This is a genomic window from Marinobacter sp. SS8-8, assembly GCF_030540945.1.
Classification (GTDB): domain Bacteria; phylum Pseudomonadota; class Gammaproteobacteria; order Pseudomonadales; family Oleiphilaceae; genus Marinobacter.
Window position 1 is genome coordinate 197,723 of record NZ_JASSVN010000004.1, and the last position, 18,335, is coordinate 216,057.

At 56.7% G+C, this 18,335-nt stretch carries 14 protein-coding genes; 2 read left to right on the forward strand and 12 right to left on the reverse strand.

Annotation, left to right across the window (positions count from 1 at the left end):
• Positions 1–4 precede the first annotated feature (4 nt).
• The 6 genes from QPL96_RS06420 to prpD form a co-directional block, all read right to left on the reverse strand.
• On the reverse strand, positions 5–919 hold the full coding sequence (locus QPL96_RS06420; RefSeq protein WP_303286402.1) for a polysaccharide biosynthesis protein: 915 nt from the start codon (positions 917–919) through the stop codon (positions 5–7).
• Complete coding sequence (locus tag QPL96_RS06425) at positions 919–2,445, reverse strand: XrtA system polysaccharide chain length determinant (protein ID WP_303286404.1); 1,527 nt, start codon at positions 2,443–2,445, stop codon at positions 919–921. The genes QPL96_RS06420 and QPL96_RS06425 overlap by 1 nt, the downstream gene beginning before the upstream one ends.
• A gap of 60 nt (positions 2,446–2,505) precedes the next feature.
• Positions 2,506–3,150 (reverse strand): XrtA/PEP-CTERM system exopolysaccharide export protein, encoded by a 645-nt coding sequence (locus QPL96_RS06430; RefSeq protein WP_303286405.1) that lies wholly within the window; start codon positions 3,148–3,150, stop codon positions 2,506–2,508.
• A gap of 59 nt (positions 3,151–3,209) precedes the next feature.
• Positions 3,210–4,622 carry a TIGR03013 family XrtA/PEP-CTERM system glycosyltransferase gene (locus QPL96_RS06435; RefSeq protein WP_303286406.1) on the reverse strand — a complete coding sequence of 471 codons (1,413 nt, stop codon included), beginning with the start codon at positions 4,620–4,622 and terminating at the stop codon, positions 3,210–3,212.
• A gap of 211 nt (positions 4,623–4,833) precedes the next feature.
• Positions 4,834–5,559, reverse strand: coding sequence for a PEP-CTERM sorting domain-containing protein (locus tag QPL96_RS06440; protein ID WP_303286407.1), 726 nt, complete (start codon positions 5,557–5,559; stop codon positions 4,834–4,836).
• Positions 5,560–5,706: 147 nt separating this feature from the next.
• Positions 5,707–7,191, reverse strand: a complete 1,485-nt coding sequence (gene prpD, locus QPL96_RS06445) for a 2-methylcitrate dehydratase (RefSeq protein WP_303286408.1) — start codon at positions 7,189–7,191, stop codon at positions 5,707–5,709.
• Between the two features lie 627 nt (positions 7,192–7,818).
• Between prpD and QPL96_RS06450 the strand changes: the two genes are divergently transcribed.
• Positions 7,819–9,441: an FAD-binding oxidoreductase gene (locus tag QPL96_RS06450; RefSeq protein ID WP_303286409.1), complete on the forward strand. Its 1,623-nt coding sequence runs from the start codon at positions 7,819–7,821 to the stop codon at positions 9,439–9,441.
• A 116-nt stretch (positions 9,442–9,557) separates the two neighbouring features.
• Complete coding sequence (locus QPL96_RS06455) at positions 9,558–10,373, forward strand: PEP-CTERM/exosortase system-associated acyltransferase (protein ID WP_303286410.1); 816 nt, start codon at positions 9,558–9,560, stop codon at positions 10,371–10,373.
• A gap of 109 nt (positions 10,374–10,482) precedes the next feature.
• On the opposite strand, the gene QPL96_RS06460 is transcribed toward QPL96_RS06455, so the two are convergent.
• The 6 genes from QPL96_RS06460 to prpB all read right to left on the reverse strand — a co-directional run bounded on the left by QPL96_RS06460 (position 10,483) and on the right by prpB (position 18,251).
• Positions 10,483–11,337, reverse strand: a complete 855-nt coding sequence (locus QPL96_RS06460; protein WP_303286411.1) for a THxN family PEP-CTERM protein — start codon at positions 11,335–11,337, stop codon at positions 10,483–10,485.
• A gap of 312 nt (positions 11,338–11,649) precedes the next feature.
• Positions 11,650–11,955 carry an XRE family transcriptional regulator gene (locus tag QPL96_RS06465; protein ID WP_303286412.1) on the reverse strand — a complete coding sequence of 102 codons (306 nt, stop codon included), beginning with the start codon at positions 11,953–11,955 and terminating at the stop codon, positions 11,650–11,652.
• Positions 11,956–12,012: 57 nt separating this feature from the next.
• A complete protein-coding gene (prpF, locus tag QPL96_RS06470; RefSeq protein ID WP_303286413.1) occupies positions 12,013–13,191 on the reverse strand; it encodes a 2-methylaconitate cis-trans isomerase PrpF in 1,179 nt (392 codons plus the stop codon).
• 174 nt (positions 13,192–13,365) lie between these two features.
• Positions 13,366–15,963: a Fe/S-dependent 2-methylisocitrate dehydratase AcnD gene (acnD, locus tag QPL96_RS06475; RefSeq protein WP_303286414.1), complete on the reverse strand. Its 2,598-nt coding sequence runs from the start codon at positions 15,961–15,963 to the stop codon at positions 13,366–13,368.
• Positions 15,964–16,048: 85 nt separating this feature from the next.
• The gene (gene prpC, locus QPL96_RS06480; RefSeq protein ID WP_303286415.1) at positions 16,049–17,179 is read right to left on the reverse strand and encodes a 2-methylcitrate synthase; all 1,131 of its coding nucleotides are present in this window, start codon (positions 17,177–17,179) and stop codon (positions 16,049–16,051) included.
• A gap of 184 nt (positions 17,180–17,363) precedes the next feature.
• A complete protein-coding gene (gene prpB / locus QPL96_RS06485) occupies positions 17,364–18,251 on the reverse strand; it encodes a methylisocitrate lyase (protein WP_303286416.1) in 888 nt (295 codons plus the stop codon).
• Positions 18,252–18,335: the final 84 nt, after the last annotated feature.

The following is an 18,335-nucleotide window of genomic DNA, read 5'->3' on the forward strand; positions in this document are numbered from 1 at the left end:
TGCCTTAACCATTGATCACCGCACCCACAAATTTATCCGGATTGAACGCCAGGGCCGCATTCTCAATCTTGCCTGGCGTCAGCTTGCCGTGGGGGACCACCAGCATGCCGTAATCGCAAAGATCGGTCAGAATCCGTGCGTCCGGAGAGTCGGAAATGGGCGCCGTATCCAGCACAATGAAGCGATCTGGATAGCGGCGGCGGATGGCCTGCAGGAACTGCTTCATGCGAAATGAGGTAAAGAACTCCGCTGGCGTTTCGCGTTTGCTGCCTGCCGGTATCAGGCGCAGGCGTGGAATGCCCGTGGGATAGATAATCCGGCCGATGTCGTAGTCCGGGTCTTCCAGGAAGTCCGTCAGCCCGGTTTCGGCGGCCAGGTCCAACTGGGCGTGCAGTGAGGGGGCGCGCAGGTTGCAGTCGATGATCAGCGCGGTTTTGGACTGGTCAAAGGCAAATGCCGCTGCCAGGTTGAGGGCCATGAAAGAGGTTCCCGCACCTTCACAGGCGCCGCTGACCACCATGGTGAAGTTGTTGCCACCCGACAGTTCCAGCAGTTTGGTACGCAGGTGGCGAAACCGGTTGACGAGGGCCCGGTTTTGGGATTCCGGATAAATGATGCGCCGCTCGTCCATGTCGTCGCGGGTGAGCCGGCGGGGCTCCTGCATCTTGACGATCTGTTTGCTGATCACGTACTTGTCGACAGCACCGGGGCCCAACTCCAGGGAACTCGGTACCAGCATGCGGGAGTCATCCCAATGGGAGAAATCGTTGCCGTGCCCGCTATCGGAATCCGCACCCTGTTTCTTCAGATCGCCTGTGCGTTCCCTTGCCTTGAAATCCGCTCCACCGCTGTTGTTATCACGCGCCCGGGTACTGGTTTTCATCTCTTCCCTTTCCCTGTCCCGTTTTTGCTCTGTCATTAAATAACCCCCATCAGAGCAGCACCGGCAACACCGCCATAGGCAGCTACAACCAGCACGGCGCATACAGCGACGGAAACGGTTAAAAATCGGTCCCTGCGTTTCTCGTAGGGTGTTCGTACGTGGGGCATCTCTGCCAGCACGGGCAGGCCAATACCGTCTTCAAGCTGTTTCCGGGCCCGTACACGGGGGTCTATCTGCAGTGCGCCGGCCGCAAGGCCGAACGGGGCCAGGGCTCCGAGAATCAGGCCAGCGGAAGCAAACAGCTGGAACTGCGGGCCAACCGGGTCCAGGGGGAATTGAGCGGTTTCGTTGATGCGGAAATTCAGGCCCTGGCCTTCGATGTCCAGGTACATGGATACCCGGGCTTTTTCGCGGCGTCTGAGCAGGTCGTTGTAGATCTGTTCGTTGACCTCCATATCCCGTGTGAGCTCTGAATACTGTGTCTTGTTTTCCTGGATACGCGCCATCCGTTCTTCCTGCTCCGCGATCAGATTCTCAAGCGAATTGATGCGTGATTCCTGGGTGCGGATACTGGCGCGGGTTTTGGCAACTTCCGCGCTGATGTCCTGGTACAGAGGATTGACCAGTTGATCGCCTTCACTGGCAGCCAGGCCCAGTTCACCACTGAGGGCTGCCCTGTCCCGTTGTTTTTTCAGCTCGGCAATCTGTTCCTTCAGTACCACAATATCCGGGTAGGTGTCGTGGTACTGCAGCCGCAGTTCGTCAAGCTGGGTTTCCTTCTCGCGAATTCTGCGGGTGTAGGAATCTGCCGTTCTGGCCTGGCTGAGCATGGGTTGCACGTCGCCCAGTTGTGACTCCAGGGATTCGGCCCGCGCCATCAGTTCGGAGCGCTCCAGCTCGGCCAGTTCCAGTTCACGGCGCAGGTTCGCCATGCGGGCATTGGCTTCGCTTTCCGTTCCGTCAACATTCTCGGAGAGGAACTTCTTCAGTTTTTGTTCAACCCCGGCAAGTATGGACTCGTAATTCTTGACTTGCTTGTCGATGAAGTTGTAAGCGTTACGGCTTTCCTTGCGTTTGCTTTCCGAATTTTCGGATATAAACAGTTGCCCCAGGCGTTGCGCAATGCGGAAGGCCTGCATGGGCGACTCGGAGGTATAACCAATACTGAAATAGCGGTCACCACGGGGACGCACATTCATGTTAGTGCGAAGCATGCCGATTCTGCGCTCGAGTTCCTCGTCGGTCAGTTGGTCAGCATCCTGGCCGAAGATGTCCTTGTCTTTGGCAACCTTTGACATGACATCCCGGGACCAGAGCATTTCCCGGGCTACGGAGCTGCGCTCGCTGATCTCGGTGGTTACGGCACTGCCTTCCATCAGCGGGCGAATAATATTCTGGTCATCCACAAATATCACAACCTGAGACTCATACTTGTAAGGCCAGACAAACCCTGCCCCCAGTACGGCAAAACTGACAATTGTGAACAGGAAAAAGGCCAGCCACTTACGCGAGCGGACCTCTCTGATTATTTCCGAAGGAATCTGGTTTAATGGAAGTGCCATCTCTAATTACCTGTTGATAAACAGTTCCGCGCCGGCTTCAAACAGCGGTTGCAGCCAATCCTAGAAATTCCGTTCCGGCACGGTCAGGATATCCCCGGGTCGCAGGCGGTAATTGGTGGATACATCACCCTTGCTGAGAATGTCGTTGAGTCGAACGGGAATGGCCACCATCCTGTTGCCCAGTGAGCGGTACAACATGGCGTCGTTGAGGTTGGCAAAGGGGTTTGCACCGCCTGCGCTCAGCACCATGTCCAGGACCGTCATTCCGGACCTGTGGGGCACGGAGATGGGCTGGCTGACCGCGCCGGTTACCCGCACCCGGTTGTTGAATTCCTGGCTGCCCATGGACTTGACCACCACGGTTACCTGGGGTTCACGGATGTAGCTTTTAAGGCCTTCCTCGATTTCATTGGCGAGCTGTTCCGGCGTTTTACCGGTGGCCTGGACATCGCCAATAAGGGGCATGGATACCCTGCCGTCCGGGCGTACGGGAACGCCGATGCTGAGATCCGCATTACGCCAGACCGAGATCTGGATTTCATCCGTTGGGCCGAGCACATACTCCTCGACCCCCGTTGATGTCTGCAGGCTGAGAGCTTCGTTGATGTCTTCCTGAGACGATGGCTGAGGCCCGGCACAACCCGTTACAAACGCTACCGCCGTCACGGAGATCAGCAGTCCCCGCAGTGAATACTTCGATGACATTGTTATTCCTCTCTGATTCCGTGTCTGTTTCCGTGTCCCGGGGAGGGCAGGTCCCGAAACTACCTTGATCCTTTCTTGAACAGTACCACCTCTACTGTTTGAATTATAATCAATAAATCCAGCAACAGGCTTTGATTCTTGATGTAATAGAGGTCGTAACAAAGTTTTTCCCGCGTGTCTTCCTCGTTGCCCGCGTACGCAAAGCATAGCTGGGCCCAGCCGGTCAGGCCAGGCTTTACGCGATGGCGCTCACTGTAAAACGGTATCTTTTCAGACAGCTGCGCCACGAACACCGGCCGTTCGGGGCGCGGGCCCACGAAGGCCATGGTGCCATTGAGAACGTTAAAGATTTGCGGCAGTTCGTCGATCCGTAATTTTCGGATAACCTCACCCACCCGGGTTACCCGGGTGTCGTTTTTGCTGGCCCAGACTGCTCCATTTTTCTCAGCATCGTTAATCATGGAGCGGAATTTGTACACTTTGAAGACTCTGCCGTTAAGCCCTACCCGTTCCTGGCTATACAGCACCGGCGCCCTGAAGCCATCCTCTGCTTTTATGGCTATGACGGTAAGGATCATCAACGGCAAACTCACAAGCAGGAGCGTTGTTGCTGCCAGGATATCCAGTGATCGTTTACCAAATCCGAAGACCGACGAGACGGTAAAACCATCGGTAAAAACCAGCCAGCCCCGGGTGACCATTTCCAGCGCAACTTTACGACTCTCCCGCTCATAGAAAGTCATACCGTCAACAATTTTTACGCCCTCCATCTTGCATTCCAGCAGGTCTTCCATGGGCAGGCCCTTGCGGCGATCATCCACGGCTACCACAATTTCACTGACCGGGTTCTTGATGATGAATTGGTGAAGTGTGGTGGGAATGTTCAGCAGGTAGTCGTCGCGGATCTCAACCGGCTCGTCCGGCAGGGGGACAAACCCCATCAGGATGAACCCCTTGCGGTTCAATGGCGCTTTAAGGTCTTCGTGAATCTGCCTGGCGCGAAAGCCAGCACCCAGTACCAGCACCTTTCGTTTGAAGGCGTCCTTGCCCACCGTGTCGAAGAAGATTGAGCGCGCGATACCGATCAGGAAAAAGCCGAACACAGACCCTGTTGTCAAAACACCGCTTTCACCGAGGTACCACAACCAGTCTGCTGCCAGCAGGTAGGCAAAACCGTTTAAAGGAATGCTGATAATCAGCGCCATGATGGTGCGGAGCATCATGCCCGACATGCCCTCCTCCAGGCGCGACTGGTGAACACCAAGCGCCACCATCACCAAAAGGTTCATTGCCGAAAAGACAACCGCTGATGGCAACAGAAATCGCAGGTTTTCAAGGAAGAAGGAAAGGTCGCCGAAGTAGCGAAAAAATACCGTCAGGGCGAAGGCAAACGCCAGCAGCAAAAAATCAATCAGGCCGAGGATGACATACGGAAGATGGATGTAATGCCTGAACAATCTGACGTGGGCCACGCCAACTCCTTTTGCTGCTCACAACAATGAAACAACGCATCCAGTGCGTTTACATACAGCGTTATATGAACAGCAGTGTACTGTAAATTCCTGTAACTGCAACCAACGGCAAACAGAATGAGCGTGTCAGCCGTTCAGGGTGCGTTCAGAATGTAAAGAAAACTGACAACACACGGCGCCCGGGTTGTCAGTTTCTTCTCTGTATCAGGCGTTACGACCGCTTGCGCATGCGGGCCAGAAAAAGCCCCAGGAGACCGAGCCCAAGCAGCGCCAGGGTGCCGGGCTCCGGGACCGCAACGGTACCGACGGTTACGTTATCCAGGCCGTAGCCGTCATTCGGTTTATTGGAAAAGATGGACACGCCGCCAAGGCCTACCGAGTCAAAAATCGAGATGTAAAAAATCGTGCCGTTACCCAGGGCTGTTCCGAAGATGTCGTTGAAACTGAACCCCACGCCGCCAATCGAGAACCGGCCACCCGCATCGTTAGGATCTGTCATGTAGAACCCCATGGCATTGTAACCCGCAGCCGGCGAGATGCTCATTTCCCTGGCGTCCATGCTGTCCAGCCAGTTGTCACCGGATACCGGGTAGCGCCCGCTGAAAGGCGTTGTGCCTGCATCCAGAACGGCAAGGCCTTTCGTGCAGGTGTAACCGCCACTATCGCAAAGGCCGCCGGAACCCGGCACCGCGCTGGTAAAACTGCCGACACCCACCTGGGAGTTAATGGAAACTGACTGATCACCAGGGTTGTAAAAGGTATTGTTGTCGAACGTTTCGGTGAGATAGCCGCCGCTCAGGGTTGCCAGGAAGTTACTTTCGGCCTGGCCAGCGGCGGCTCCGCCCTGGGGGCTGACGGAAAGAATGGGTGCTGCGGAAACCCAGGAGCAGGCGCCAAAGAGTAGTCCGGTCGCAATAATGGCTGTTGCCTTGTTCATATCAGTACTCCGTTTCACTGATTAATTCGCCTTCGCCGGAGTACTGAAGGCACATTTCGCGCCACAATGATAACTGTTTAAATTTCAGCTTGTTATGAAACCCTTACCCACAAACTGTAAATTAAACCGACACCCACTGTTTCATATTCAGATCACAAAAAGCCCGACAAACTCATGCACTGGCGTGCCTTCCAGCGCTTTCTGATCCTTGCAGAGCTGGTAGATCCGGTCGCAACGCTGGCCAGGGAACCGGGTGGCAAGGTTGTTGTTGAATTTGTCTTCCAAGAGCGGAATCCCCTCCTTCCTGCGGCGACGGTGGCCGATGGGGTATTCAACCGCGACCTTGTCCGTGGCGCTGCCATCCCTGAAGAACACCTGAATGGCGTTGGCGATGGAGCGTTTGTCTTCTTCCAGGTACTCACGGGTATACCTTTCATCTTCCACCACTTCCATTTTCTCCCGAACCCGGTCGATAAGCGGATTGGCTTCGTGGAAGCTGTCTTCGTAGTGTTCCGCGGTGAGACTCCCAAAAATCAGCGGGACAGCCACCATGTACTGAAGGCAGTGATCCCTGTCGGCCGCGTTCGCAAGCCTGCCCTGCTTGGAGATGATGCGGATGGCGGATTCGTGGGTGGTGATGACAATCCGGTCGATCTCGTCGAGTCGGTCTTTGACCTGGGGGTGCAGGGCTACTGCCGCTTCCGCCGCTGTCTGGGCGTGGAACTCCGCCGGGAAGGAGATCTTGAACAGGATGTTCTCCATCACGTAGGAGCCCAGTTCCTGGGGTAAAGAAAACTGACGCTTATCCTCGGGCTTTAACTTCTGATCTTTGTTGGTCTTGCTGAACAGCACATCATAGAAGCCCCATTGGGGGGCTGTCAGTGCGCTCGGAATGCCCATTTCTCCTCGCATGGCGATATCGGCCAATCGTACCGCGCGGGACGTGGCATCGCCTGCTGCCCAGGATTTCCGGGAGCCTGCATTGGGCGCGTGGCGGTAGGTTCGCAATGACTGGCCGTCTACCCAGGCGTGGGAAAGTGCCGACAGCAATTGCTCGCGGTTAGCGCCCATCAGTCTGGCGGTGACGGCCGTGGAGGCCACTTTGACCAGGACCACGTGGTCCAGCCCTACCCGGTTGAAGGAGTTTTCGAGCGCCAGCACACCCTGGATTTCATGGGCCATGATCATGGCCCCCAGCACGTCCTTCATGGTCAGCGGCTCTTTGCCTTCCGCCACCCTTTTCTGGGAAAGATGATCAGCAACCGCAAGAATACCCCCCAGGTTGTCGGACGGATGCCCCCACTCGGCAGCAAGCCAGGTGTCGTTGTAGTCCAGCCAGCGGATAAGGCAGCCAATATCCCAGGCCGCTTTCACCGGATCCAGCCGGAAGGAGGTTCCGGGAACGCGCGCGCCATGGGGCACTACCGTGCCTTCAACAATCGGGCCCAGGTGCTTTGTGCATTCGGGAAACCTGAGGGCCAACAGGCCGCAGCCCAGGGTATCCATCAGGCAGTTGCGGGCGGTCTCCCAGGCTTCCTTGCTTTTGATCCGGTAGCCGAGGGTGTAATCGGCAATCGTCTGCATGAGCTTGTCGTAGTCGGGGCGTTCGTTGAGATCAAATGTTGCTGACATGGCGGTGGCTCCTTCGGTTTTGGTGTCCTCTAACCACAGATTAGCGCACCCGACACCAACGCCAAAATACAGCGAGAAATGCCGGGCACCATTCGGTTCCGGGTCCCGGATCTGGTTTACCAACCAGGCCTGACTTGGTCTACTCAAACAAAAACCAGCGAGCCGTCATCAACAAAGGCTTAAAAACGCATAATGTTAAGCCTGAATTACACTTTTCTAAAGAATGTAAATAAAACTGACAACCAGAAAGCCGATATTTGTAGCATTTTATTTACACACTCTTGTGCACATCTGTTAATTTTAAATATCTGTTTACATCAACTACATCTTCCTAAAATAAATTTTTTATTTAGTTATAATTCAATAACTTATAAAATAGGTTCGAACCGAGCCCGACCTTGGTTAAATTGTTTTAATGAACAGGCCCCCGCCGCATTTCTCTATTTTTACTTCAACTGCTTGTTTGCACTTCAGTTCTTTAAAGTAAATCGTTTTCAAAGCCGTAATGGTACAACATGGTTTTGCCGACCTTATCTCGCCTATAATCTTCGCGCAATTAATGAACAACCCGTTAGCAAACGCTAACGAAGCATTCATGGAAGTTATCGATAACCCGTGGAAATACCAGTGACTCGCACCACCATCGAATCTGCCATTGACGAATGGGCCGCCATTCTGGGTGAATCCGGCGTCGTTGTGGCTGGCTCAGCAGAGTTTGGCGCCTCCACAATAGGAGCAAAACGCTCTATTCCGGCTGTGCTCCGCCCAGAGAACCAGGAGCAGGTCGCCGCGGTTCTTCAGGTTGCGCAACGCTGGCAGGTCGCGGTCTATCCCGTAAGCAGGGGCAATAACTGGGGCTATGGCAGTGCCAACCCGGTTGAAGACGGCTGCGTCATCCTTGATCTGAGCCGGCTTGACAGCATTTCCGGTTTTGATCCTGAAATGGGCGTTGTCACGGTTGGGCCCGGCGTAACCCAGGGTGCCCTGAGAGACTTCCTTGATAACCATGAGGGCGATTATCTCGTTCCGGTGACCGGCGCGGGCCCCACTTGCAGCATTCTTGGCAATGCGCTTGAGCGAGGTTACGGCATCACGCCGATTACCGACCATTTTGCGGCGGTGACAAAGATTGAAGCGATCCTGCCCGACGGCACCCTTTACCGGACGCCGCTCAGCGAGCTTGGCGGTGCGGAAGTGGACGGGCTTTTCAAATGGGGCCTGGGCCCTTATCTCGACGGGCTTTTCAGCCAGGGGAATTTCGGCGTGGTTGTGAATATGACCATCGCCCTTGCGCCAGCACCCGACACCGTGACCGCGTTTTTCTTTTCCACCAAAGACGACGCCAGGCTGGAAGCGCTGGTGCCCACCGTCAGGGCAGTGTTGCGAGCGCTCGGCGGTTCGGTTGTGGCGATTAACCTGCTCAACAGCCAACGCATGCTCTCGATGATGACGCCCTTCCCTGAAGACAGGGCCATTGATGGTGTTCTGCCGGCTCACGAAGTCGAAAATCTCGCCAACCGTCATGGCGTTCCTGCGTGGAGCGGGGTTGGTGCGATTTATGCCTCAAAGGAAGTTGCCCGAGCGGCCCGACGCACGCTACGGCGGCTTCTGGGCCCGGTAACCGACCGTCTCGTTTTTATCAACCGGCGAAAAGTTGACCTGGCGCGGACTATTGTCCGCATGCTACCCGGCAGGCTGGCAACACGGGTCCAGGGCATGGCGGATACACTCTCGGGGGCGCTGGAAATCATGCATGGCACCCCCAACGACGTTGCGCTGGCGCTGGCTTACTGGCGCTCGGGTACCCTGCCCGAGACCGGGCAGCCCAAAAACCCCGCACGGGATGGCTGTGGGCTTATATGGTTCGCACCGCTGGTTCCGATACGGGGGAAAGACGTTCGCCGCTATGTCGATATGATTGAACGAATTTGCCCGCAGTATGGTGTTAATCCGCTCATTACCTTGACGACAGTAAATGATCGCTGCTTCGACTCTACCGTTCCCCTTCTGTTTGATCGGGGTGACGCGAAGGCGACAGCGCGGGCGAATGACTGTTATCGCGCCCTGTACGAAGCCGGGCAGAAACAAGGCTTCCTGCCCTACCGCCTCAACATCGATGCGATGAGCACCCTGAATACCAGTGGCTCTACTTTCTCCAGACTGGCCAGTCAACTGAAAGCTGCGGTCGACCCCAATTTCATCCTGGCGCCGGGACGTTACGTGCCCGGGATCAAGCATTCCGAGGTCTGATGAGCGGTAACCTCGATACACCCGTAGTCCGCCGTCAAGTTTGGTTAAACGGCGTTTTCTTTCACTGCGACTATCGCCATAACAACCCCTGAGCGGGAAGGAATGAGGACCTGAAAATGAACACAGGGTTTGCACTTCGGCATGAAACAGAAAACACAGATAACCAACAAACTCACAAAGACGTCAGTACTATTTTCAACTCAGTATTCAAGGTCGAGTTGGCGACGTCTCCAGAGGTGGTTAACGAGGTCTTCGAACTTCGGTACCAGGTTTATTGTATTGACCGGCCTTTCGAGGACCCCGATTGCTTCGCTGATAAACGCGAGCACGATGCCTACGATCCGCGATCCGCACACGCGCTGATCCGGCACCGGATAACGGGAGACAGCGTTGCCACCGTTCGTCTCGTTATGACGGGCGACCACCCGGAAAACCTGGAACAGGGCGATTTTCCAATGGAAGGCCACTGCATCCACCGGATGGGCCAACAGGCACGGAACGCATTTGCAGCCGCACCCCGCGCGCAGATCGCAGAAATATCCCGGATGGCGGTCAGCCGGGAGTTTCGGCGCCGTCTCAACGAGGGCGAATCGGCCTCTGGCACCAGCGATTCTGTCTGCTACAGTGATTCGGAAAATGGCAAACGCGCCATGCCCTACATCAGCCTGGGGCTTTTCGCCGCGATTCTCCAGATGTCGGTCAGGCATGGCATCACCCACTGGATGGCGGTCATGGAGCCGGCACAGCTGCGCCTGTTAAAGCGGTTTGGTGTGGAGTTTGATCACGTGGGACCGGTGCTGGAGTATCACGGCCTCCGCCGCCCTGCCTTCACCGAGGCAGCGTCACTGATTGACGGTATCAGGAGGCGTCGTCCGGATGTCTGGTCGCTGATTACAGACGCCGGACGGTACCTGCCTGCAAAACCGAACTGAACCTGGCGATTTCGGCTTAGGGAAACGCTCGAACTGAAAAGGCCCCCGCTTGTTGGCGGGGGCCTTTATTCTACCGGCACTCTCATCTAAGCACTAAACTGCTCAGACGTTATGCCTTTGCTGCTTTTTTCCTGCGTGACAGGCCAAGTCCGGCGAGGCCCAGGCCCAACAACGCCAGGGTGCCTGGCTCAGGTACGCTAACCGGTGTAGCCTCGATACGGAACGAGGTCTCAAAAGAGTTGGGGCCGCCCTCAGGAGTCAGAAGACCAAGACATCCGTTAGCAGCCCCCGCAGCCGCACAGGCAGTATCAGGCAGCGTCATCAGCCCAGCGAGATCAAGGAACACCGAGTAGACGTAGCCCTCCATGGTGAACTGCTGTGGGGGAAGGGCGCCACCGGTATAGGGGCCCAAACCGTCAATGTCGGTCAGGGTGAAAATGTCACCGCAGGGCTGGGCTAATCCATCGGCACAGGACCCACTGCCCGGGTTGTTCGGCGTTTCCGTAAAGCGACTGTTGAAGGTAATCGAGGGCAGCACCTCGGTACTGCCAACACCCATCGGTGTAAGCGGATTCAGGGTGAGCGTGGAGGTCAGGTCAAACGTTAGCAGCGTATCAAAACTCGAACTGATGGTGTTGTTATTATGGGTAAATACGCCACCGCTTACGGGGCCCATATTGGTTTCAAGTTTTGGAAGCATACCATCCGTTGTGGAATCGACATCGGTAATCGAGACAGACGACCGACTCGCAGCTGTTGTTCCACCCCATGAAATCACATTTTCGTTGCTGGTATCCTGGGTACCGGGGTTGGTGCTCCCTTTATTAGTGAACGTTGCGTTCTCGAACTTGCTGTCGACCGTATAGTCCCATGTGTTAACCATCACCGCGCTGGCAGATGCCGCGCCCAGTGCCAAAGGCAGGACAAGCGTAGATAGAAGTGTTCTCTTTGATGCAGTGTTCATGGTTATCTCTCCTTGAATTGTGAACGCTGGCAGCTGGAATTCAGGCAAGCACGTCAGCGGTACACAGCAGTCTGCATCATCCATACCAAATATTTAAAATGAATACGTTTCAGTAACTTAAATTTTCAACCTGATGAATATGGAGATGCGGGTGTAAGTATCTTCGACATCGGATACACGTAGTTGCATCGCCTTCGGCGCCATGTGTTTTTTAGAGAGGTATTCAAATGGGATGATTTATAACAAAAACATTTAAATGGTTTTTTTATAGTTAATCCATGATTAAAAACACATTTGAACAGCCGACTGGCCTCAAAATTCGTAAAGTACGCTGACGCTGTACGATTTGCCAATACCGGCTGCCGCACCCAGAGACCCCTGAGTGCAACCGCAATATTCCCTCCACACTTTCAGAGGGTGTTCATCTCCAGACACGAGGCGCTTAGCGATAGCCACAGGAATGCTTTCGTCCTCTCCGGCGGAAAGTTCAGCCATCGCAACATCGGCATCCTGAATATCACACGCATCCTGTGCCATCTCAAGCAACTCTTGATACTCGGCATAGGGAATGACTGCGTATTCGGGTTTTCCCGATTTTTCAATAATCTGCACGCTCATTTATAAATATCTCCTCTGGCACCGACTTTCAATACCAGTAAAATCAGCTCACCATTGTCAGACCGAATCCCCAGGCACTTTCACCCAACCTTCCATTAACACCCTCGCACTGCGGCTCATGATGGCTTTGGTGGCGGTCCACTGGTTATTCACCAGACTGGCTTCTGCGCCAACCTGCAGGGTGCCGGACGGGTGACCGAAGGTCACTGAGGTGCGGTCGCCACCACCGGCGGCTTCATTCACCAGGGTTCCCGGAATGGCTGCAGCAGTAGCAATGGCTACGGCGGCTGTGCCCATCATGGCGTGATGGAGTTTGCCCATGGAGAGTGCCCGGACCAGTACATCCACATCCCCTTCCCCGATCTGTTTGCCGCTTGATGACACGTAATCGGAGGGTTTGGCCACGAAGGCGACTTTCGGGGTGTGCTGGCGATTGGCGGCTTCCTTGATGTTCTGGATCAGCCCCATCTTCGCGGCGCCGTGGGCGCGGATGGTTTCGAACATGGCCAGGGCTTTCGGATCGGAATTAATGTCGTCCTGGAGTTCGGTGCCCTTGTACCCGATGTCTTCGGCATTGACGAAGATGGTTGGTATGCCGGCATTGATCATGGTGGCGTCCAGGGTGCCCACGCCAGGCACCTCCAGGTCGTCCACCAGGTTGCCGGTGGGGAACATGGCGCCTTCGCCATCGGCCGGGTCCATGAATTCCACCTGGACTTCCGCCGCGGGGAAGGTGACGCCATCCAGTTCGAAATCGCCGGTTTCCTGTACTTCACCGTTGGTGATGGGCACGCGGGCGACGATGGTTTTCTTGATGTTGGCCTGCCAGATGCGCACGGTGCAGATGCCGTTTTCCGGAATTCGGTCTTTGGCAACGAAGCCACTGTTGATGGCGAAGGCACCTACGGCAGCGGTCAGGTTGCCGCAGTTACCGCTCCAGTCGACAAATGGCCTGTCAATCGAGACCTGGCCGAACAGGTAGTCGACATCGTGGTCCGGCCGGGTGGGCTCGGCCAGGATGACGGTTTTGCTGGTGCTGGAGGTAGCGCCGCCCATGCCGTCGATCTGTTTCTGGTAGGGGTCGGGGCTGCCGATCACGCGCAGCAGGAGCTTGTCCCGGGCTTCGCCTGGAGTCTGGCAGGGTTCTGGGAGGTCCTGAAGGCGGAAGAACACGCCTTTTGATGTACCGCCGCGCATGTAGGTGGCGGGGATTTTAATTTGGGGAGCGTGGGTCATTTTTCTGCTCTCTTGGTGAAGACGGGGTCAGATGAAAATTTCATCTGACCCCTTTGTCGATGCTATGGGTGCGGTGAACATGGGGTCAGAAGAAGGCTTTCTTCTGACCCCTTCTTCAACCCCGACCTCGGAGTTTGAAAATGGGGTCTGACCCCACGGGGTCAGACCCCTTGTTCACGCTGCGCCCTCGGACTGCAGGAAATCCTCGGCAAAACGCTGCAGTACGCCGCCAGCACTGTAGATAGACACTTCTTCGGCGGTGTCCAGGCGACAGGTCACTGGCACGTGTTCGGTGCTGCCGTTCTTGCGGTGGATCACCAGCGTCAGTTGGGCACGGGGCGCCGGGGTGCCTTCTACGTCGTAGGTTTCAGTGCCGTCCAGGGCGAGGGTCTTGCGTGTGGTGCCTTCTTCGAACTGCAGGGGTATGACGCCCATACCGATCAGGTTGGTGCGGTGAATCCGCTCAAAGCCTTCGGCCACAATCGCCTCAACACCGGCCAGAGCCACGCCCTTGGCGGCCCAGTCCCGGGAGGAGCCCTGTCCATAATCGGCGCCGGCGATGATGATCAGCGGCTGTTTGCGCTCCATGTAGGTTTCGATGGCTTCCCACATGCGGGTGACCTTGCCTTCCGGCTCGATCCGCGCCAGGGAACCCTGCTTCACGTTGCCGTTTTCGTCCCGGACCATTTCGTTGAACAGTTTCGGGTTGGCGAAGGTGGCACGCTGGGCCGTCAGGTGATCGCCCCGGTGGGTGGCGTAGGAGTTAAAGTCTTCCTCCGGCACGCCCATCTTGTGCAGGTATTCACCGGACGCACTGTTCATCAGGATGGCGTTGGACGGCGACAGGTGGTCCGTGGTGATGTTGTCCGGCAACACCGCCAGCGGGCGCATGCCCTTGAGGGCTTTCTCACCCACCATGCCACCTTCCCAGTACGGCGGGCGGCGGATGTAGGTGCTCTGCGGGCGCCATTCATACAGCGGGTTGGTGTTGGCCTGGGCATCCCGGGTGATGTCGAACATCGGGATGTAGGTGCTGCGGAACTGCTCGGGCTTGACGCTGGATTTCACGATGGCATCGATTTCCGCATCGTCCGGCCAGATATCCTTCAGGGTGACGGGGTTGCCGTCCTTGTCATAACCCAGGGCATCTTTCTCAATGTCGAAGCGGATGGTGCCGGCGATAGCGTAGGCAACCACCAGCGGCGGCGACGCCAGGAACGCCTGCTTGGCGTAGGGGTGAATCCGGCCGTCGAAGTTCCGGTTACCAGACAGTACCGCGGTTGAGTACAGGTCCCTGTCGATGATTTCCTGCTGGATTTTCGGGTCCAGGGCGCCGCTCATGCCGTTACAGGTGGTACAGGCAAAGGCGACCACACCGAAACCGAGGTTTTCCAGCTCGGGCAGTAGCCCGGATTCTTCGAGGTACATCTTGACCGTCTTGGAACCGGGCGCAAGCGAGGTTTTTACCCAGGGCTTGCGGGTCAGGCCCAGCTTGTTGGCGTTGCGGGCAATCAGTCCTGCCGCCACCATGTTGCGGGGGTTGCTGGTGTTGGTGCAGCTGGTGATGGCGGCAATGATCACCGCGCCATCCGGCATCTTGCCTTCTTCCTGTTCCCATTCACCGGCAATGCCGCGCTCTGCCAGCTCGGACGTGGGCAGGTGTGCGTGCGGGTTGGAAGGGCCGGCCAGGGTGCGGGTGACTCTGGACAGGTCAAACTTCAGCACACGCTCGTATTCGGCGTTTTTCATGCTGCCTGACCAAAGGCCGGTTTCTTTTGCGAACGTCTCTACCAGGGCAGCCTGATCGTCTTCACGGCCGGTCAGTTTCAGGTAATCGATGGTCTGGCCGTCAATGTAGAACATGGCCGCAGTGGCACCGTATTCCGGGGTCATGTTGGAGATGGTGGCACGGTCGCCTACAGTGAGGCTGTCAGCGCCTTCACCATAGAACTCGAGGTAGGCGCCAACCACGCGCTCCTTGCGCAGGAACTCGGTAATGGCCAGCACCATGTCCGTGCTGGTGATGCCGGGCTGAATTTTGCCGGTCAGCTCAACGCCGACGATATCCGGCAGGCGCATCATGGAGGCACGGCCCAGCATCACGCTCTCGGCTTCCAGGCCGCCCACGCCCACGGAAATGACACCCAGGGCATCCACCATCGGGGTGTGGCTGTCGGTGCCTACGCAGGTGTCCGGGTAAGCAACGCCATCACGAGCCTGCACCACCGGGGACATCTTCTCCAGGTTGATCTGGTGCATGATGCCGTTGCCGGGAGGAATCACATCCACGTTCTTGAACGCGGTCTTGGTCCAGTTGATGAAGTGGAAGCGGTCGTCGTTACGGCGATCTTCGATCTGGCGGTTCTTTTCGAAGGCATCTTTTTCGAAGCCCGCGTGCTCAACGGCCAGGGAGTGATCCACGATCAGCTGGGTGGGAACCACCGGGTTGACCTTGGCGGGGTCGCCGCCTTTCTCTGCAATGGCATCACGCAGGCCCGCCAGATCCACCAGTGCGGTCTGACCGAGGATGTCGTGGCAGACTACCCGTGCCGGGTACCAGGGGAAGTCCAGGTCGCGCTTGCGCTCGATCAACTGCTTGAGGGAATCCGCCAGCATCTCCGGATCGCAGCGGCGAACCAGTTGTTCCGCCAGGATCTTGGAGGTGTATGGGAGTTTGTCGTAGGCGCCGGCCTGGATGTCATTCACAGCCTGGCGGGTGTCGAAATAGTCCAGGTCGGTGCCTGGGAGATTCTTGCGGTATTCAGTGTTCATGGTCAGCAACTCGGTGATGTGGACATGGGGGTCTGACCCCGCACTGTGAACATGGGGTCTGACCCCACGGGGTCAGACCCCTTTTTCACGGCCGCTCGTCGATCGGCACCCACTTCGCATCCGCCGGGCCGGTGTAATCCGCGCTCGGGCGAATGATGCGGTTATTCTCGCGCTGCTCTTTGACGTGGGCGGTCCAGCCGGAGACGCGGGACATCACGAAGATCGGGGTGAAGAGTTCAGTCGGGATGCCCATGAAGTGATAGGCCGAGGCGTGGAAGAAATCGGCGTTACAGAACAGCTTCTTCTCGCGCCACATAACGGCTTCGCAGCGCTCGGATACCGGGTACAGCACAGTATCCCCCACTTCGTCCGCCAGCTTTTTGGACCACTGCTTGATAATGGCGTTGCGCGGGTCGGAATCCTTGTAGACCGCGTGACCGAAGCCCATGATCTTTTCTTTACGCTCCAGCATGCCCAACAGGCCTGCTTCGGCTTCGTCCGGGGTCTGGAACTTCTCGATCAGCGCCATGGCGGCTTCGTTGGCACCGCCGTGCAGCGGGCCTCGCAGGGTGCCGATGGCGCCGGTTACACAGCTGTGGATGTCGGACAGCGTGGAGGCGCACACACGAGCCGTAAAGGTAGAGGCATTGAATTCGTGCTCGGCGTAGAGGATCAGCGACACGTTCATTACACGCTCGTGCAGTTCACTGGGCTTCTTGCCGTGAAGCAACTCCAGGAAGTGCCCGCCGATGGAATCGACATCGCTGTCGGTTTCAATGCGCACGCCCTCGTGGGCGAAGCGGTACCAGTAAGTAATGATCGACGGGAAGATCGCCAGCATGCGGTCGATCTTGTCGTCCTGCTCGCTGAAGTCCTGTTCGGTTTCCAGGTTGCCCAGCATGGAGCAGCCGGTGCGCATCACGTCCATCGGGTGCGCGTTCTTGGGTATCTGCTCCAGCACGGTTTTCAGGGCAGCCGGCAGGCCCCGCAGGCTCTGGAGCTTTGTCTTGTAGGCAGCCAGCTCCTGGCGGTTCGGTAGTTTGCCACGCAGCAGCAGGTAGGCGATTTCCTCGAACTGGGCCTTTTCTGCCAGATCGGCGATGTCATAGCCGCGGTAAGTCAGGCCTGCGCCGCTCTTGCCGACGGTACACAGTGCGGTTTCACCAGCTACCTGGCCCCGAAGGCCGGCGCCGCTCAGTTTTTTTGCTTCAGCCATTGTTGTCTCCCCTCTATTATCAGGGGGCTGACCCAATCGGGTCTGACCCCATTTTCAGTCTTAAAAACGGGGTCAGAAGAAAGCGTTCTTCTGACCCCAATTTCAGCTCTAACATGGGGTCATGAAGGTGGGGTCAGATGAAAATTTCATCTGACCCCGTTTTCATCTGACCCCGTTTTCAGTCTTAACCCTTGCTCTGCTGGAACAGCTGGTCCAGCTTCTGTTCGAAATCGTGGTAGTTCAGGAAATCATACAGTTCCATCCGGGTCTGCATCAGGTCAACCACGTCTTTCTGGTCGCCCTTTTCCAGGATGTTCTGATACACCGTCAGGGCGGCCTTGTTCATGGCGCGGAAGGCGCTGAGCGGGTAAAGCACCATGTCAGCGCCGGCATTGGCCAGCTCTTTGCGGTTATACAGCGGCGTGGCGCCGAATTCGGTGATGTTTGCCAGGATGGGCGCATCCAGGGCTTCGGAGAACGCTTTGTAGTGTTCAAGCTCGGTGACCGCTTCAGCGAAGATGCCGTCCGCACCGGCTTCGATGCAGGCTTTGGCACGCTCGATGGCGGCTTCCAGGCCTTCTTTCTGGAAGGCATCGGTACGGGCCATGATGAAGAAGTCTTTGTCTTCACGGGCATCGACCGCGGCTTTGATACGGTCTACCATTTCTTCCTGGGAGACGATTTCCTTGTTCGGGCGGTGACCGCAACGTTTCTGGGCGACCTGGTCTTCAATATGGACCGCTGCTGCGCCGGCACGTTCCATTTCACGGATGGTGCGGCCGATATTGAAAGCGCCACCCCAGCCGGTGTCGATGTCGACCAGCAACGGAACGTCGGTGGCCGCGGTGATGCGGCGGACATCCTCAACCACATCATTCATGGAGGTCATGCCCAGATCCGGCAGGCCGTAGGAGGCGTTGGCCACGCCACCACCGGACAGGTAGATTGCCTGGTGACCGACTTTCTCGGCCATCATGGCGGCGTAGGCGTTGATGGTTCCCACGATCTGCAGGGGCTGGTTTTCTTTCAGGGCCTTGCGGAAACGGGCGCCCGGGCTGAGTTTGTTAGACATGGTGTTGGCCTCTCTTGGTTTTTTGTGAACTTGGGGTCAGACCCCTTTTTAGCCTGCTGATTTGGTGCGTGAAGTTGGGGTCTG

Bases quoted from the DNA above. Each gene is read 5' to 3' on its own strand.
- QPL96_RS06420 (WP_303286402.1), bottom strand. From the start codon at position 919: ATGACAGAGCAAAAACGGGACAGGGAAAGGGAAGAGATGAAAACCAGT.
- QPL96_RS06425 (WP_303286404.1), bottom strand. From the start codon at position 2,445: ATGGCACTTCCATTAAACCAGATTCCTTCGGAAATAATCAGAGAGGTC.
- QPL96_RS06430 (WP_303286405.1), bottom strand. From the start codon at position 3,150: ATGTCATCGAAGTATTCACTGCGGGGACTGCTGATCTCCGTGACGGCG.
- QPL96_RS06440 (WP_303286407.1), bottom strand. From the start codon at position 5,559: ATGAACAAGGCAACAGCCATTATTGCGACCGGACTACTCTTTGGCGCC.
- prpD (WP_303286408.1), bottom strand. From the start codon at position 7,191: ATGTCAGCAACATTTGATCTCAACGAACGCCCCGACTACGACAAGCTC.
- QPL96_RS06455 (WP_303286410.1), top strand. From the start codon at position 9,558: ATGAACACAGGGTTTGCACTTCGGCATGAAACAGAAAACACAGATAAC.
- QPL96_RS06460 (WP_303286411.1), bottom strand. From the start codon at position 11,337: ATGAACACTGCATCAAAGAGAACACTTCTATCTACGCTTGTCCTGCCT.
- QPL96_RS06465 (WP_303286412.1), bottom strand. From the start codon at position 11,955: ATGAGCGTGCAGATTATTGAAAAATCGGGAAAACCCGAATACGCAGTC.
- prpF (WP_303286413.1), bottom strand. From the start codon at position 13,191: ATGACCCACGCTCCCCAAATTAAAATCCCCGCCACCTACATGCGCGGC.
- acnD (WP_303286414.1), bottom strand. From the start codon at position 15,963: ATGAACACTGAATACCGCAAGAATCTCCCAGGCACCGACCTGGACTAT.
- prpC (WP_303286415.1), bottom strand. From the start codon at position 17,179: ATGGCTGAAGCAAAAAAACTGAGCGGCGCCGGCCTTCGGGGCCAGGTA.
- prpB (WP_303286416.1), bottom strand. From the start codon at position 18,251: ATGTCTAACAAACTCAGCCCGGGCGCCCGTTTCCGCAAGGCCCTGAAA.